Below are 14252 nucleotides of genomic sequence, written 5' to 3'. Positions count from 1 at the left end.
CATCCAGAAAACGCCGGTCACCTCGCCCAATACTCGGGATTTTCAATCACCCGCACATGCCCGGCCAACAGCAGCGGCAACTGCTCCTGCAGGAACGCCACCCAGGTCCGCACCTTGGCATCGAGAAAACGCCGTGAAGGATACAACGCAAAGATAGTGCGCTCACGCAGCCGATAATCGGGCAGCAGACGCAGCAGTGTGCCCTCGCGCAAGGCCTGGGTGGTACTGAAGAACGGCAGGAGGCTGATGCCCATGCCTTCCTGAGTGGCCTTGACCATGGCGTCGGCGACATTGGTGGTAAAGGCGCCGTCCGACGAGATCGCGATCTGCCCTTCGCCCTCCTTGAACAACCAGACATCCTCCTGAAAGTCCTGTAAATGCAGGCGTCGATGCTGCAATAGCTGGCTCGGGTGACCTGGCACTTCATGGTCTGCCAGGTAGCCGGGCGCCGCGCAGGGCACGCTGAACAGTTGCCCGATGGTCTGGCTGACCAGTGCCGAATCAGGCAGTGAGTGAGCGATGGAGATCACCACATCATGGCCTTCTTCCAACGGGTCAGGGTTGTGCTGGGACAGGGTCAGCTCGATGCGGACGTCCGGATAGCGCTCGCTGTAGCGGGCGATCAGCGGGGTGATCAACACGCCCACGCCACTCATACAATGCACCCGCAAACGCCCCCGCGGGCTCAAATGCGAACCCCGCGCTTCGGCGGTGGCCTCACGCACGTCTTCGAGAATCTTGCGACAGCGCAGCAAAAAGCGCTCCCCCGATTCGGTCAGCCCCAGGCGTCTAGTGGTGCGCTGCAGCAGGCGGGTTTCCAGGTGTTTTTCCAGCTCCGCAATCAGCCGCGAAACCTGGGCGCCTGACACATCCAGCACTTGGGCAGCCGCAGCAAAACTGCCGCTGTCGACTACCTTGGTGAATACCTGCATGCAGTTAAGTAAATCCATGAGAATTGCGCCTTGATTGCTACCTGAAACGTACGGGTCCATCACCGGTTTGCGGCTTTATTCCGACTGGGGAATCAATAGAATGGAGCGTACTTACAGAGGGTTTGAATATGAACAGCAACGTTGCCGCATTCGCCTTGATCGCTCTCGCCAGCAGCAGCAGCGTCATGGCTGCCGAAAACAGCAACGTGCCGGATATCCAGCACGTTGTGTCCACTACCGCAGTGCCCGGCAGTTGCCAGGTGGAACCGGCAACCATGGTTTATCTCGACAGCCAGGGCGTCCGCCACACCGTCACCTACCGGGTAATGGGTACCTGCCAGGGCGGCGTCTGAGTCAGAGCAGTTTCCAGGTGTAACTGAGGATCAGGCGGTTCTCGTCGATATCCGAGCGGTAATTCGAGCGGGCCATGACATTGCGCACCCGAATACCCAGGCCGCCTAACATGCCACTCTGCACCACATAGCCGACATCCAGGTCGCGCTCGCGGTCCTTGCCTTCGAAGCCCGCGCCAGTATCGACATTGTTGCCGCTGATATAGCGCACGGTGGTCGTCAACCCCGGCAGGCCCAGTGCTGCAAAGTCGTAGTCATAACGGGCCTGCCAGGAACGCTCATCGGTATAGGCGAACTCATAGGTCGGCACCTCGTTGCCCAGCGGCGTGATATTGGCAAACACCCGAGGGAAGGCGCTGTCGCCATACATGCCCTGATAACCGGCATAGAAGGTGTGACCGCCGCGCTTGGCCGACAACAGCGAGAAGAACGCGCGGTTATCGATCTTGCCCAATAGTTGCGATCCGTCCTCACGAGCGTCGTAGTAACCGAGGTTGGCACCCAGCACCCAGTCGCCTACGGGCTGACTGTGTTTGAGGCCGATGAAATCCTGCGCATAGATATCCTTGAGCTGGCCATGCCAGACGCCGACACTTGTACGTTTTTCGTTGAAGGCATAATCACCGCCGACGTAGTTGAATGCATCGCTTTCGGCCTGGCGTTGCGGCACATGGCCAAGCATGGCGACCATCTTCTCGTCGCCGGCCTCGTTGCGCAGACTGGTGCCGGTCAGGTGCCCGGCCTGTACGGTCAGGCCGCTGATTTCGCTGGAGCTGATATTCAGCCCCTGATAACTCGGTGGCAGCAGGCGAATATCGCTGAAGACCAGGACCGGCAGGTTCGGTTGCAGCTCGCCGACTTTCAGCTCGGTATTGGAGAATTTCGCCTTGAAGGTCAGGCCCAGGCGGCTGTAGTCGTCGGCGGCGCGGCCGTCATCCTTGACCGGCAGCAAGCCGGTATTGACCCGGTCAGGGCTGCTGTCGAGTTTCAGCCCTAATGTACCCAGCGCATCCAGGCCAAAACCCACCGGTCCCAGGGTGTAACCGGACTTGAAGGTGAGAATAAAACCCTGGGCCCACTCCTCGGCCCTGGACTGTTTGTTGGCGCCGACAATGTCGGAAAAGTCGCGACTGAAATAATAGTTGCGCGCCTGCAAGGTGGCGCTGGAACCCTCGATAAAACCGCCCTCACCCGCGCTGGCCGCCAGGGGCACACCGATAAGGGAAAACCAGATGCGTTGCGTGGTCTGCTGATTCATGTCGTCGCTCTTTATCTTATTTTTATGGGGATGCCGTGCAGCAAAGGTGCAACCGTAGGACCGGCTTTAGCCGGGAGGGCGCCCTCGCGGCTGAAGCCGCTCCTACAGGCTGTATTTGATGGGGTCAGGCTTGAGCACCAGCCACTGTCACCACCCCCCGCCGCTCACTCAGCGCATAGGCCGTCATGGCCAGGGCCGCGACGACGCCGGGAACGGCAAAGGCGAGGAAATTCAGCTGCAACGGCAATTCGATACCCATTAGCGCACCGCCAAGCAACGGCCCGACAATGGCGCCATTGCGGCCGATCCCCGAGGCCCAGCCCAGGCCGGTGGAACGGATCGACAGGCCATAGAGCTGCGCAGCCCCGGCGTACAACAGGATCTGCGTACCAATGGTGGTGGACCCGGCGACGAATATCAGCAGGTACAGCACCGGCATCGGGCTGTTGATCCCCAGCAGGCTGATCGACACTGCAGAGGCGATAAAGAAGCCGACCATGACCTTGATCAGATTCAGCCGATCCCCCAGCCAGCCGCCGATAATGGCGCCGGCCATGCCACCGAAATTCAGCGCCAGCAGGAACGACAGGCTCGAACCCAGGCTGTAGCCCGCCCCGGCCATCAGCTTGGGCAGCCAGGAACTCAGGGCGTAGACCATCAGCAGGCAGCAGAAAAATGCCACCCAGATCGCCAGAGTGCGCAGACCCAGGCCATGGCGAAACAGCTCCAGCACCGAAGCGCCGCGGCCTTTGCCGTCGCTGATGTGCAAGACATCATCTGCATCCAGCACGGTTTCCGGCGAGAGACGCTTGAGCAGCAACCGGGCCTGTTCCGTGCGCCCCTGACGAATCAGGAAGCCGATGGACTCGGGCAGCAGATAGAGAATCAGCGGCAGCAACAACAACGGAATGGTCGCGACGAAGAACATCGACGACCAACCGAAACGCGGCAGCATGTAGATGCCGACACCCGCCGAGAGCATGCCGCCCAGGGAATAGCCGCTGAACATCAGCGCCACCAGGGTGCTGCGCATTTTCTTCGGCGCGTACTCGTTCATCAGCGCCACCGCATTGGGCATCAGCCCGCCGCAGCCCAGCCCGGCGATAAAGCGGCAAATGCCGAACTCGGTGGGCGAACTGGCGAAACCGTTGATCACCGTGGCGATGCTGAACAGCGCAAAGCAGATGGCAATGCCCTTCTTGCGCCCGATCCTGTCGGCCAGGTCGCCGAATGCCAGGGCGCCGAACATCATGCCGAACAGCGCATAACTGCCCAGAGCACCGGCCTGCAGCGGCGACAGCCCCCACTCTTTCATGATCACCGGCAGGACCACGCCGTAGATGAACAGGTCATAGCCGTCAAAGATCAACAGCAAGGCACACAGGCCCATTACCAGCCAGTGAAAGCGGCTGAAACGGGCGTTATCGATAAGCGAATGGACATCATGGGTACGCATGGCAGTGCTCTCATTATTGTTGTTGTGAGTCAGTGTCCGCAGTCAGGCCGTTGCTTCAGCCCAGGTCGCCGCCTCCCACCGGCAGGGTCACGCCAGTGATGTAAGAGGCTTCATCGCTGGCCAGGAACAGGATGGCGCCGGCCTGTTCGTCGATGCTGCCGTAGCGTTTCATCAGGGAGCTGTCGAGGGTCTGGTCGACGATCTGCTGATACCAGACGCGCTCCTGCTCGCTTTGCGCCTGGCTGTTGCGCGGGATGCGCCGTGGCGGTGCTTCGGTGCCACCCGGTGCGGTGGCGTTGACGCGGATGCCGCTGCCGGCGGTTTCCAGGGCCAGGCAGGCGGTCAGGGCGTTCACGCCGCCCTTGGCCGCGCCGTAGGGCACGCGATTGACGCCACGGGTGGCGATGGAGGAAACATTGACGATGGCGCCGCTGCCCTGCTCGAGCATGTAGGGCAGCACGCTATGGCAGCACCACAGCGTCGGGAACAACGAGCGGCGCACTTCCGCCTCGATCTCGTTGGGCTGGTAATGCTCGTATGGCTTGGCCCAGATGGTCCCGCCAACGTTGTTGACGAGAATATCGATACGGCCGAAACGCGCTTTGGCTGCGGCCATGACCCCTGCGCAGTCTTCATACTGCTCAAGATCAGCGGTGAGGATCAGGGCGTTGTCGTGCTGCAATTCATGGACGATATCCGAGCGATCGACGGCCACCAGCAAGGCGCCCTCTTCCAGCAAACGCTCGGCGACACGGCGGCCGATGCCCTGGGCTGCACCGGTAACCAGCGCAACCTTATGGTTGAAACGTGAGTTCATGGTGAATCCCTCAGGCGGCGTCGCCAGTGGTCACGGGAGCCGAGACGGCGTTGGGCGTGAACTTCTCGTAGTAGAAGCTGGCCGGACTCACGCCCTGATTCTTGAAGTGCTGGCGCACGGCATCGACCATGGGTGGCGGCCCGCACAGGTAGACGTCGACATCGCCGTCATTGAGGACCTCGGCGGCCATATGCTGGGTGACATAGCCCTGCCGTTCATGACCGGTGGCTGGGTCCGCCACGCAAGTCACGAAGCTGAAATTGGCCACGCGCGCGGCGAACGCCTGCAAGACCTCGACCATCACCAGGTCCTGATCCCGGGTCACACCGTAGATCAAGGTCACCGGCTGGCTGGCCTTGCGCTCGGCGAGCACCTCCAGCATCGCCAGGAACGGCGCCAGGCCGGTGCCCCCGGCGAGAAACAGCAATGGCCGGCTCACATCGCGCAGATAGAAACTGCCCAGCGGCCCGGTCATGGGTACCTTATCGCCGACCTTGGCCCGCTCCAGCCAGGTGCTCATCAGGCCGCCGGGCACCTGTTTGATCAGGAAACTGGCGCGCTTGTCGCCGGGGCGGCTACTGAAGGAGTAGGAACGGGTCTGGCCACTGCCCGGAACGCCGATATTCACGTACTGGCCGGGCAGAAATACTGGCGCCTGATCCAGTTCAAAACTGATGTCTACGGCGGCATCGGCATGGCGGGTGATACTGGCGACCGTGGCATTGAATTGCCCTGTGCCGGTCTTGCAGGCACTGGACGCCACCGGTACGGCAATCACGCAGTCCGATTGCGGCACCATCTGGCAGGTCAGCACCTGGCGTTCCTGGGCTTCATCCTCGCTCAAGGCGTCTTCGATATAGTCGTCGCCCAGGTCATAGGCACCGGTTTCGCAGTGGCATTTGCAGGTGCCACAGACACCGTCGGAGCAGTCCATGGGCAGGTTGATACGTTGGCGGAAGGCCGCATCGAGCACCTTCTCGCCCACTTTGCAGTCGATAAAACGGGTCACCCCATCCTCGAAGTTCAGGGCAATGGCGTACGTCATGGGCGTGTCCTCAGATGTGGTAGATATCGATGACCTGGTGGATGTAGTCGTTTTTCAGCACCACCTTCTTGCTCGTAATCAGCGGCTGCCCGCCGCGCACATCGAGGCGGTAGAAGGACGTGCCGAAATACATATCCGTGGTCTTGTAGCGATGGCTGAGGGTTTGCCAGTTGAAACGCAGCTCGACGGACTCGCCGTCGTTGGCCAGCACTTCCAGGTTGCTGACCAAATGCGCGGTGCGTGGCTCCGGGGTGCTGGCACTGGAGCGCTCGGTCTTGATGCGGAACACCCGGTCTTCCAGGCCGTCACGGCTGGGGTAGTAGATCAGCGAGATTTCGCTCTGGGGGTCTTCGGTCAGGCTGTCGTGGTCATCCCAGGCCGGCATCCAGAACTCCACCTTGGGCGAATAACACTCCAGCCATTCGTCCCACTGGCGATCATCGAGCAGGCGCGCTTCGCGGTAGAGAAAGTCCAGCAACTGGTCGCGGGAAATGCTCATGAGTGCACCTCCTTGTCCGTGGCGATAAAGCCTTGTTGCTCCCGTTCGATGGCCCGTTGCAGACTTGCCGCCCAGTGGGCGTGCTGGCGCACGAACAGCCCTTCATCTTCGGTTTTCACTCCGCTGAGCTGCGGGCTCATGCCCATGGCTCTGGCATTGTCATCGGCGCCTTCTATCCACTGTTTCGCGCCGCGGCTGAGGTCGTTCCACAAGGTGGTCGCACCCTGGTAGCCGGCCTGGCAGGCGCGGAACTCCTCGAGATCGTCCGGTGTGCCCATGCCGCTGACATTGAAAAAGTCTTCGTACTGCCGAATCCGCGTCGCGCGCTCCTGGGCACTTTCGCCCTTGGGCGCCATGCAGTAGATGGTCACTTCGGTCTTGTCCACGGCAATGGGCCGCACGACGCGGATCTGCGTGGAGAACTGATCCATCAGGTACACATTGGGATAGAGGCAGAGGTTGCGGGTCTGGTCGACGATAAAGTCGGCGCGCTCCTGGCCCAGGCGCTCGGCCAAGGCCTCACGGTGGGCGTGCACCGGGCGCACTTCAGGGTTGAGCAGGCGCGTCCACAACAGGATATGGCCGTGCTCGAAGGCATAGACGCCGCCCAGGCTTTTCGACCAGCCATTGGCGTCCACGGTGCGGGTGCCTTCAGCTTCGTAGTTGCGGCGGCCCATGGTCGCCGAGTAGTTCCAGTGCACGGAACTGACGTGATAGCCGTCGGCACCGTTTTCGATCTGCAGCTTCCAGTTGCCGTCGTAGACATAGGAGGAGCTGCCGCGCAGCACTTCCAGGCCTTCGGGCGCCTGATCGACCATCTGATCGATGATGATCCGGGTTTCGCCCAAATAGTCGCTCAGTTCCGGGACGTCCTCGCTGAGGCTGCCGAACAGAAAACCGCGATAGTTTTCGAAGCGGCCGAGGCGCTTGAGGTCGTGGGAGCCGTCGCAGTCGAAGCTGTCGGGATAGGCGCCTGTCTTGGCATCCTTGACCTTGAGCAGCTTGCCCGCATTGCTGAACGTCCAGCCATGGAACGGGCAGGTAAACGAACCCTTGTTGCCCTGTTTACGGCGGCAGAGCATGGCGCCACGGTGAGCGCAGGCATTGACCAGACCGTGCAGCGCACCTTGTTTGTCCCGGGTGATTACCACCGGCTGACGGCCTATCCAGGTAGTGAAGTAGTCGTTGATCTGCGGCACCTGGCTTTCATGTGCCAGGTAGACCCAGCCACTTTCGAAGATGTGTTTCATCTCCAGGGCGAAGAGTTCGGTGTCGGTGAATATATCGCGGCGGCAACGGAAGACGCCGGTGGCGGGGTCTTCCTGGACGCAATCGCGCAGTTGTCGGGCGAGTCGGTCGAGTGTGCTGATCATGGGGTAGGCCCTCGGTTGTTCTTGTATCAGGCCCCCTCACCTTATGTGCTTGCCTCATCCCTCAATATCCGCTGGCTGCAAATCGTTATCCGCTGAGTGCAGCAGCACTGATTGCATAAACCTCGCGCCTCAACACATTACGAAACCTGATATCAGTGGGTATTGGTCAATACCGCCCCGTGTCTCCAGCCCTGATAGTGCGGGCATAGATCCATTAGTGCGCGATTTATAACCGGGACAAACTATAAGCATATGCACTATCAACAGTTTCTTTCCCCGGACGGGACACGGCACGATCGGCTCATTTTCAATGACCGGCCCTACCACAGAGGAACGATCGGTGCCTGCGATAGACCTGCCTAACGGCACACATATGCACTACGAAATAGCCGGAGAAGGTCCTGTCCTGCTGGCCCTCGCCCCAGGCGGCCTGCACTCGCGCAGCGAACTCTGGGAATACCGCGAAGATGGGCGGCCACGGGGTATCGTCAGCCCCGTTGCAGCGTTTGCCCATCGCCATACCGTGCTGACCCTGGATCAGCGCAATGCCGGGCGCTCGACCGCACCGATCAGCGAATCCGATGGCTGGCAGGCTTATGCTGAGGACCATCTGTTGCTACTGGATGCCTTGGGCATCGAGCACTGCCATATCATCGGCGCCTGCATCGGCCCTTCCTTCGCACTGAAGATTATCGAGTTGGCGCCTCAACGCGTCCTGTCTGCCGTCCTGCAACAGCCGATTGGCAAGAGTGATGACAATCTGCAGTTGCGTCGCCAATCCTTTAACTCATGGAACGAGAAGTTATTGGCCCAGGGTCGTCAGTTGGATACACGGGTGATGGCGGCAATAGAGCGCAATCTGTTTGGCAGTGACTTTGTCTACAGCGTCAGCCGTGACTTTGTCCGTGCCTGCCCTACTCCGCTATTGGTACTGCCGGGCAACGATGCCCGCCACCCCAAAGCCGTAGGCGAAGAAATCGCTGCGCTGGCGCCGAACGCTGGCCTGTTCAGCGACTGGCACAGCGCCGCCGGGCAGGCGCACTACGCAGAAACCTTGCAAAACTTTTTCGATAGCCACAATGAACCGGTTGGTCAGCCCTGATGACACAGAAATTACTTGCCTGCCTGTTGGCGGCTGCCGCACTCCTGACCCTGCCCTTCGCTCAGGCGGATGACCTGTACACCACCATCAAGGAACGCGGCAAGGTGCGCATCGGCGTGAACCTCAGTGGTTTGCCATTTGGTACCTATAAACCCGGCACACAAACGCCGTTCGGTTTTGCCGTGGACCTGGCCCGGGATATCGGCGACAAGCTGGGGGTCGAGACAGAAGTCTTGCCTGTGGTGGCTGCCAATCGGGCAGTGTTCCTGCAACAGGGCAAGGTGGATCTGCTGATCGCCAATATGACGGTCACACCGGAACGCAGTGAAAAGCTCGATTATGTGCCGACACCTTACGAACAGCTGGGCGGCGCCCTGGTGGCTCTACGCAATTCGGGGATAAGTCGCTGGGAGGATCTCAAGGACAAGACCGTGTGCATCTCCCAGGGCGCGAGTTTCCAGCAACCCCTGACCCAGGACTATCACGTCAACCTCAAGGCCTATCGGGGCCAGTCTGAAGTACTGTTGGCCCTGCGTGGTAACAGTTGTGATGCCGTGGTGCTGAATAGCCCGATCATGCACGAACTGTTGCGCCAGCCTGAATGGTCGGGGTTCGAGATTCCCATTGCCGAGGATCTGGTACCCGCCGACTCGGTCATCTGGCTGCGCAAACAGGAACCGCGCATGCAGCAACTGCTGGATCGCATCGTCCAGGACTGGCACGCCAGCGGCTGGCTACTGGCGCTGGGCCAGCAATACCGGATGCAGCCCTCACCCTTGATTGTCGCCCTGCATGATCGCTATCAGGGCGCCCCGGCGCTGAAAACCCCGGTGACGCCCTGATACGTTGCTACGTGGCCTGGCGCTGGCGCCGCCAGGTCTGCGACGGCAGCTCGCCAAAGCGCTTGCGATAAGCCTCGGAGAAGCGCCCCAAATGCAAAAAACCATGATCCAGAGCGACCTCGGTCACACTGCGCGCAGTGGCCAGTTGCAGCACGGCATGGACCTTTTCCAGCTTGCGCTGACGCATGTAGTCGCGTGGAGACAAGCCTGCCTGGCGTTCGAACAAGGTATACAACGAGCGCTCGCTGACCCTGGCCACGGCCATCAATTGCTCGATGCTGATGTCTTCGCACAGATGTTCTTCGATGAACTGGCGTACCGGCTCGAAACCGCCGCTTTCATCGGGCCGGGGAATGACCCGCAGGACATTGCTGGCCAACAGCGCCAGCAGTTTATTGGCGACGATGCGCTCGTAAAGCGCCTGCATCGGTGCTTCGGCGGCATTCTCCGCTTCGTGACAAATCAGCCCGAGCAGTTGCAGGAAGCCACCCATTTCAGCCAGCTCGTGACGCGCGGCGATAAAACGGATGCCCTGCTGGGGCAGGCTCCAGTGCTGTTCGAGGCAGGCGTTTTCCAACAGGCGCACCGGCAATTTGACGATGAATTTCTCGCAGTCGGCGGAATAGGTCAGGTCCACCGGGTCATCGGGGTTGATCAGCAACACTTCGCCGGGGCCGAACACCTGTTCCTTTCCCCGGGCGCTGGAGCGGCAATGACCCTGCAGGAGAATTTGCAGGTGATAGATGGTTTCCAGCGCCGTAGAAGTGACCTGCACCGGCGCACCATAGCTGATGCGGCACAGGTCCAGACTGGAAAAGGTCCGGTGGCTGATGCTCGCCTCGGGGCGGCCGCGGCGTGGCAGGCGAATGCAGTGGCTACCCACATGCTGGTTAACGTAATCCGACACGGCATAGGCATCGGCACGATCGAATATCCGGCTGCGCTCACTCAATAGCACGGTCATGGTTGCGCCTCTTATAGTTGTATTAGGCTCAGACTCAAGGCAAAACGCCCCCGCAGGCAAGACCTGTGGGGGCGGCTGGTTAGGTAATGCCGTGCATCAGGCTTCCAGCGCCCTCACCCGCACATGGCGACTTTCGTCCTTGGGCGCAGCGGTGGGTTGCAGCACGAAATCGAAGTCGATATCGGCGCGACGGCCATTGGCATCGTCGCTGAAGTGAATCTCGGCGATCAGCTCGTCACGGGTGGCGTAGGCAAAATCGTCGTGCAGGTATTGGTCTCCGGCCAGGTTGATCTGTGTGGTCAGGTGGCGATGCCCCGGCGCCGAGATGAAGAAGTGGATATGCGCCGGGCGCTGACCATGACGGCCCAGTTGGTCGAGCAGCTTCTGGGTCGGGCCATCCGGTGGGCAGCCGTAGCCGGACGGCACGATGCTCTGAAAGCGATAGCGGCCTTCGGCATCGGTCTGAATACGGCGGCGCAGGTTGAATTCCGACTGCGACGGGTCGAAATATGAATAGGTACCGCCGGTATTGGCGTGCCAGACATCGACAATGGCATTGACCAATGGCGCGCCATCGGTATCACGGACCTGGCCGGTCATGTACAGCACGGTGCCGGGGTCCTGGCCGTCATCGAGGCGGGCAAAGTGCTCGCTCAGCGGCGCACCCGCTACGTAAAGCGGGCCTTCAATGGTCCGCGGCGTACCGCCGACATGGCCGGCCTGTTCGTCTTCGGCATCCATCAGCAGGTCAAGGTAATGCTCCAGCCCCAGGCCCGCGACCAGCAGCCCGGCTTCCTGGCGACTGCCCAGTTCGTTGAGGTAATTGACGGCTTTCCAGAACTCTTCAGGGGTGACCTGCAGGTCTTCGATGATCTTGATGCTGTCGTTCAGCACCCGGTGCACGACATTCTTCATGCGCTGGCTGCCGCCAGCCTGGTCAAAGCCGCAAGCGCCCTCGAAGAATTGCTGGACTTCGGCAGTTTGCGAAATACGGATGTTCATGGCGGTGGTCCTCATCATTTCTTTGTTCTTGTTGATATAGGTGCTGACTGAATTGATAACCCCCTATAGGACCGGCTTTAGCCGGGAGGACGGTGCTCGCGGCTGAAGCCGCTCCTACGGTCGGTCCCCACTCAGCGATCGTCGTCGTGAATCGAAGACGGATGCCGGCACAGCGCCGTGACTTCCATCTCCATATAGGGGTAAAGCGGCAGTTGCATCAAGGTGTCGTGCAGTGCCTGATTATCCGCTACATCGAAAATACTGACATTGGCGTACAGCCCGGCAATGCGCCACAGGTGGCGCCAGATGCCATCGCGTTGCAGGCGCTGGGCCAGTTCCTTTTCGTCGGCCTTGAGCCGGTTGGCCTGTTCGACGGGCATATCGGGGGGCAGTTTGACGGTCATGCGGACTTGAAAGAGCATCGCGTGGTGTCCTTTTTATTAGAGAAATCAGCGGCGGGCAAAGCGCGCCAGGCGTTCATCGTCCAGCTCCAGACCAAGGCCCGGGGTGCGCGGCACCAACAGCTGAAAATCACGATAGACCGGTGGCTCGACCAGAATGTCTTCGGTGAGCAGCAGCGGGCCAAACAGTTCGGTGTGCCACTCCAGTTTGTCCAGGGTGGCAAAGGCATGGGCCGAGGCCAGGGTGCCGATGCTGCCTTCGAGCATGGTGCCGCCATACAGACCGATACCCGCCGCCTCAGCAATGGCCGCCGTACGCAGCACGGCCTTGGGGCCACCGGTCTTGGCGATCTTCAGGGCAAAGATCGAAGCCGCGCCCATCTGCGCCAGGGCAAAACTGTCCGGCACCGACTCGATGGCCTCGTCGGCCATCAACGGGATCGGGCTGTGGGCACTGAGACGCACCATGCCCGCACGGTCGTAGCGGGACAGCGGCTGTTCCACCAGCTCGACCCCGGCGTCGGCCAACAGGTAGCAAGCGCGAATTGCAACCGCTTCGCTCCAGGCCTGATTGATATCGACCCGCACGCTGGCGCGGTCACCCACGGCACGCTTGATCGCGGCCACATGGGCGATATCCCTGGCTGGCTCCCCGGCGCCGATCTTCAGTTTGAAATGCCGATGGCGCCGCAGGTCTAGCATGCGCTCGGCCTCTTCAATATCTTTGCCGGTGTCGCCGCTGGCCAGGGTCCAGGCCACTTCGACACCGTCGCGCACTCGGCCACCCAGCACTTCGGCCACCGGCAGGCCCAAGCGCTTGCCCTGGGCATCGAGCAAGGCGGTTTCCACGGCGCTGCGGGCGAAGGTATTGCCACGGATACCGCGATCGACACGCTGCATGGCGGCATTGAGGTTGGTGGCATCCTGGCCGATCAGCAGCGGCGCAAACCACTTGTCGAGGTTGACCTTGATGCTTTCCGGGCTTTCCCCGGCGTAGGCCAGGCCGCCGATGGTGGTGGCTTCGCCGACGCCGACGATGCCGTCGCTGCAACGGATGCGCAGGATCACCAGGGTCTGACCGTGCATGGTATGCATCGCCAGCTTATGCGGGCGGATGGTGGGCAAGTCGACAATCTGGGTATCGAAGCGTTCGATGGTGATAGCGGTCATAAGACGTTCCGGCTGTGTTGTGTTTGTTCTTGGCCACAGATTGACGCTGCACCGGCACAGCGTCCAATATTGAATAGGTCTGGTTTGATACCCTGGAGGTATCGTGGAGCTTCGTCATTTACGCTACTTCCGGGTGCTGGCCCAGACCCTCAACTTCACCCGCGCCGCCGCGCAGTTGAATATCGCCCAGCCGCCCTTGAGCCGGCAGATCCAGCAACTGGAGGATGAACTGGGGGTGGCCTTGCTTGAGCGCTCCCGGCCGTTACGCCTGACCGAGGCCGGGCGCTTCTTTCACGAGCACTCCAGCCAGTTGCTCGAACAGCTGGCGCGGATCAGTGACGATACCCGGCGGGTGGCGGCTGGCCAGAAACGCTGGCTGGGTATTGGCTTCGCCCCGTCGACCCTGTACGGCGCCCTGCCCGACCTGATCCGCCGCCTGCGCAGTCTGGGGGATATCGAACTGGGCCTGTCGGAGCTGATCACCTTGCAGCAACTCGAAGCCCTAAAAAGCGGGCGCATCGATATCGGCTTTGGCCGCATCCTGTTCGATGACCCGGCCATTACCCAACAAGTCCTCCGGGAAGACCCGCTGGTCGCCGCTCTGCCCGCTGGCCACCCACTGCTGGCGGAGCCCGCAACGCTGGAACAGTTGGCCGCCGAGCCTTTTGTGTTGTATCCGGGCAGCCCGCGCCCCAGTTACGCAGACCATGTCCTGGGCATATTTGCCGCCCAGGGCCTGCATATCCACGTCGCCCAGACCGTCAACGAACTGCAGACCGCCATCGGTCTGGTTGCCGCAGGGATCGGCATCACTCTGGTGCCGGCCTCGGTACAACGCCTGCATCGCGACGATATCGGCTACACCGCGTTGCTCGACAGCAGTGCTACGTCGCCGATAGTGGTCAGTTATCGCGCCGGGGATGTCTCGCCGGTCCTGCAGCAATGCCTGGGCCTGCTGGGTAATCGCTGAAGGCATTCCCCCCCTAAAAGTCCGAAGTGTTGGGACAGTCGGCCCGTTTATCCGCCGGGATGAATCGC

The 14252-nt window shown here is 61.0% G+C and carries 15 protein-coding genes; 4 read left to right on the top strand and 11 right to left on the bottom strand.

Translation table 11 applies throughout. From position 1 onward, the window contains the following. Positions 1 to 17: 17 nt before the first annotated feature. On the bottom strand, positions 18 to 950 hold the full coding sequence (locus AC1Z24_RS15480; RefSeq protein WP_483746408.1) for a LysR family transcriptional regulator: 933 nt from the start codon (positions 948 to 950) through the stop codon (positions 18 to 20). 110 nt (positions 951 to 1060) lie between these two features. On the opposite strand from AC1Z24_RS15480, the gene AC1Z24_RS15475 reads away from it, so the two are divergent. Further along, a complete protein-coding gene (locus AC1Z24_RS15475; RefSeq protein WP_483746407.1) occupies positions 1061 to 1285 on the top strand; it encodes a DUF2790 domain-containing protein in 225 nt (74 codons plus the stop codon). A 1-nt stretch (position 1286) separates the two neighbouring features. Here the strand turns inward: AC1Z24_RS15475 and AC1Z24_RS15470 are convergent, their stop codons facing one another. The 6 genes from AC1Z24_RS15470 to AC1Z24_RS15445 all read right to left on the bottom strand — a co-directional run bounded on the left by AC1Z24_RS15470 (position 1287) and on the right by AC1Z24_RS15445 (position 7733). After that, on the bottom strand, positions 1287 to 2543 hold the full coding sequence (locus tag AC1Z24_RS15470) for an OprD family porin (protein ID WP_483746406.1): 1257 nt from the start codon (positions 2541 to 2543) through the stop codon (positions 1287 to 1289). 124 nt (positions 2544 to 2667) lie between these two features. Next, positions 2668 to 3999, bottom strand: coding sequence for an MFS transporter (locus tag AC1Z24_RS15465; RefSeq protein ID WP_483746405.1), 1332 nt, complete (start codon positions 3997 to 3999; stop codon positions 2668 to 2670). Between the two features lie 55 nt (positions 4000 to 4054). After that, positions 4055 to 4816 (bottom strand): 1,6-dihydroxycyclohexa-2,4-diene-1-carboxylate dehydrogenase, encoded by a 762-nt coding sequence (locus AC1Z24_RS15460; protein WP_483746404.1) that lies wholly within the window; start codon positions 4814 to 4816, stop codon positions 4055 to 4057. Between the two features lie 10 nt (positions 4817 to 4826). Next, positions 4827 to 5861 (bottom strand): benzoate 1,2-dioxygenase electron transfer component BenC, encoded by a 1035-nt coding sequence (gene benC, locus AC1Z24_RS15455; RefSeq protein ID WP_483746403.1) that lies wholly within the window; start codon positions 5859 to 5861, stop codon positions 4827 to 4829. Between the two features lie 10 nt (positions 5862 to 5871). Next, on the bottom strand, positions 5872 to 6360 hold the full coding sequence (benB, locus tag AC1Z24_RS15450) for a benzoate 1,2-dioxygenase small subunit (RefSeq protein ID WP_483746402.1): 489 nt from the start codon (positions 6358 to 6360) through the stop codon (positions 5872 to 5874). Further along, a complete protein-coding gene (locus tag AC1Z24_RS15445; protein WP_483746401.1) occupies positions 6357 to 7733 on the bottom strand; it encodes a Rieske 2Fe-2S domain-containing protein in 1377 nt (458 codons plus the stop codon). Before AC1Z24_RS15445 ends, benB begins: the two co-directional genes overlap by 4 nt. Positions 7734 to 8073: 340 nt before the next feature. On the opposite strand from AC1Z24_RS15445, the gene AC1Z24_RS15440 reads away from it, so the two are divergent. Both AC1Z24_RS15440 and AC1Z24_RS15435 read left to right on the top strand, forming a co-directional pair. Further along, positions 8074 to 8835: an alpha/beta fold hydrolase gene (locus tag AC1Z24_RS15440; protein WP_483746400.1), complete on the top strand. Its 762-nt coding sequence runs from the start codon at positions 8074 to 8076 to the stop codon at positions 8833 to 8835. Further along, positions 8835 to 9677, top strand: a complete 843-nt coding sequence (locus AC1Z24_RS15435) for a transporter substrate-binding domain-containing protein (protein WP_483746399.1) — start codon at positions 8835 to 8837, stop codon at positions 9675 to 9677. The genes AC1Z24_RS15440 and AC1Z24_RS15435 overlap by 1 nt, the downstream gene beginning before the upstream one ends. 7 nt (positions 9678 to 9684) lie before the next feature. On the opposite strand, the gene AC1Z24_RS15430 is transcribed toward AC1Z24_RS15435, so the two are convergent. The 4 genes from AC1Z24_RS15430 to AC1Z24_RS15415 all read right to left on the bottom strand — a co-directional run bounded on the left by AC1Z24_RS15430 (position 9685) and on the right by AC1Z24_RS15415 (position 13214). Next, positions 9685 to 10641: an AraC family transcriptional regulator gene (locus tag AC1Z24_RS15430; protein ID WP_259103705.1), complete on the bottom strand. Its 957-nt coding sequence runs from the start codon at positions 10639 to 10641 to the stop codon at positions 9685 to 9687. A 96-nt stretch (positions 10642 to 10737) separates the two neighbouring features. Beyond that, complete coding sequence (catA, locus tag AC1Z24_RS15425; RefSeq protein WP_483746398.1) at positions 10738 to 11643, bottom strand: catechol 1,2-dioxygenase; 906 nt, start codon at positions 11641 to 11643, stop codon at positions 10738 to 10740. Positions 11644 to 11774: 131 nt separating this feature from the next. Beyond that, positions 11775 to 12065, bottom strand: coding sequence for a muconolactone Delta-isomerase (catC, locus tag AC1Z24_RS15420; protein ID WP_483746397.1), 291 nt, complete (start codon positions 12063 to 12065; stop codon positions 11775 to 11777). Positions 12066 to 12092: 27 nt separating this feature from the next. Continuing rightward, the gene (locus AC1Z24_RS15415) at positions 12093 to 13214 is read right to left on the bottom strand and encodes a muconate cycloisomerase family protein (protein WP_483746396.1); all 1122 of its coding nucleotides are present in this window, start codon (positions 13212 to 13214) and stop codon (positions 12093 to 12095) included. 103 nt (positions 13215 to 13317) lie between these two features. Between AC1Z24_RS15415 and AC1Z24_RS15410 the strand changes: the two genes are divergently transcribed. Next, complete coding sequence (locus tag AC1Z24_RS15410; RefSeq protein ID WP_483746395.1) at positions 13318 to 14184, top strand: LysR family transcriptional regulator; 867 nt, start codon at positions 13318 to 13320, stop codon at positions 14182 to 14184. Positions 14185 to 14252: the final 68 nt, after the last annotated feature.

The sequence above is a fragment of the Pseudomonas sp. JL23 genome (assembly GCF_056933585.1).
The sequence above is the reverse complement of the archived record's forward strand: the minus strand, read 5'-3'. Positions and strand labels throughout refer to the sequence as shown.

What these genes read in the sequence shown, in the direction of transcription:
- AC1Z24_RS15480 (WP_483746408.1), bottom strand. Translation starts at nt 950, where the DNA reads ATGGATTTACTTAACTGCATGCAGGTATTCACCAAGGTAGTCGACAGC.
- AC1Z24_RS15475 (WP_483746407.1), top strand. Translation starts at nt 1,061, where the DNA reads ATGAACAGCAACGTTGCCGCATTCGCCTTGATCGCTCTCGCCAGCAGC.
- AC1Z24_RS15470 (WP_483746406.1), bottom strand. Translation starts at nt 2,543, where the DNA reads ATGAATCAGCAGACCACGCAACGCATCTGGTTTTCCCTTATCGGTGTG.
- AC1Z24_RS15465 (WP_483746405.1), bottom strand. Translation starts at nt 3,999, where the DNA reads ATGCGTACCCATGATGTCCATTCGCTTATCGATAACGCCCGTTTCAGC.
- AC1Z24_RS15460 (WP_483746404.1), bottom strand. Translation starts at nt 4,816, where the DNA reads ATGAACTCACGTTTCAACCATAAGGTTGCGCTGGTTACCGGTGCAGCC.
- benC (WP_483746403.1), bottom strand. Translation starts at nt 5,861, where the DNA reads ATGACGTACGCCATTGCCCTGAACTTCGAGGATGGGGTGACCCGTTTT.
- benB (WP_483746402.1), bottom strand. Translation starts at nt 6,360, where the DNA reads ATGAGCATTTCCCGCGACCAGTTGCTGGACTTTCTCTACCGCGAAGCG.
- AC1Z24_RS15445 (WP_483746401.1), bottom strand. Translation starts at nt 7,733, where the DNA reads ATGATCAGCACACTCGACCGACTCGCCCGACAACTGCGCGATTGCGTC.
- AC1Z24_RS15435 (WP_483746399.1), top strand. Translation starts at nt 8,835, where the DNA reads ATGACACAGAAATTACTTGCCTGCCTGTTGGCGGCTGCCGCACTCCTG.
- AC1Z24_RS15430 (WP_259103705.1), bottom strand. Translation starts at nt 10,641, where the DNA reads ATGACCGTGCTATTGAGTGAGCGCAGCCGGATATTCGATCGTGCCGAT.
- catA (WP_483746398.1), bottom strand. Translation starts at nt 11,643, where the DNA reads ATGAACATCCGTATTTCGCAAACTGCCGAAGTCCAGCAATTCTTCGAG.
- catC (WP_483746397.1), bottom strand. Translation starts at nt 12,065, where the DNA reads ATGCTCTTTCAAGTCCGCATGACCGTCAAACTGCCCCCCGATATGCCC.
- AC1Z24_RS15415 (WP_483746396.1), bottom strand. Translation starts at nt 13,214, where the DNA reads ATGACCGCTATCACCATCGAACGCTTCGATACCCAGATTGTCGACTTG.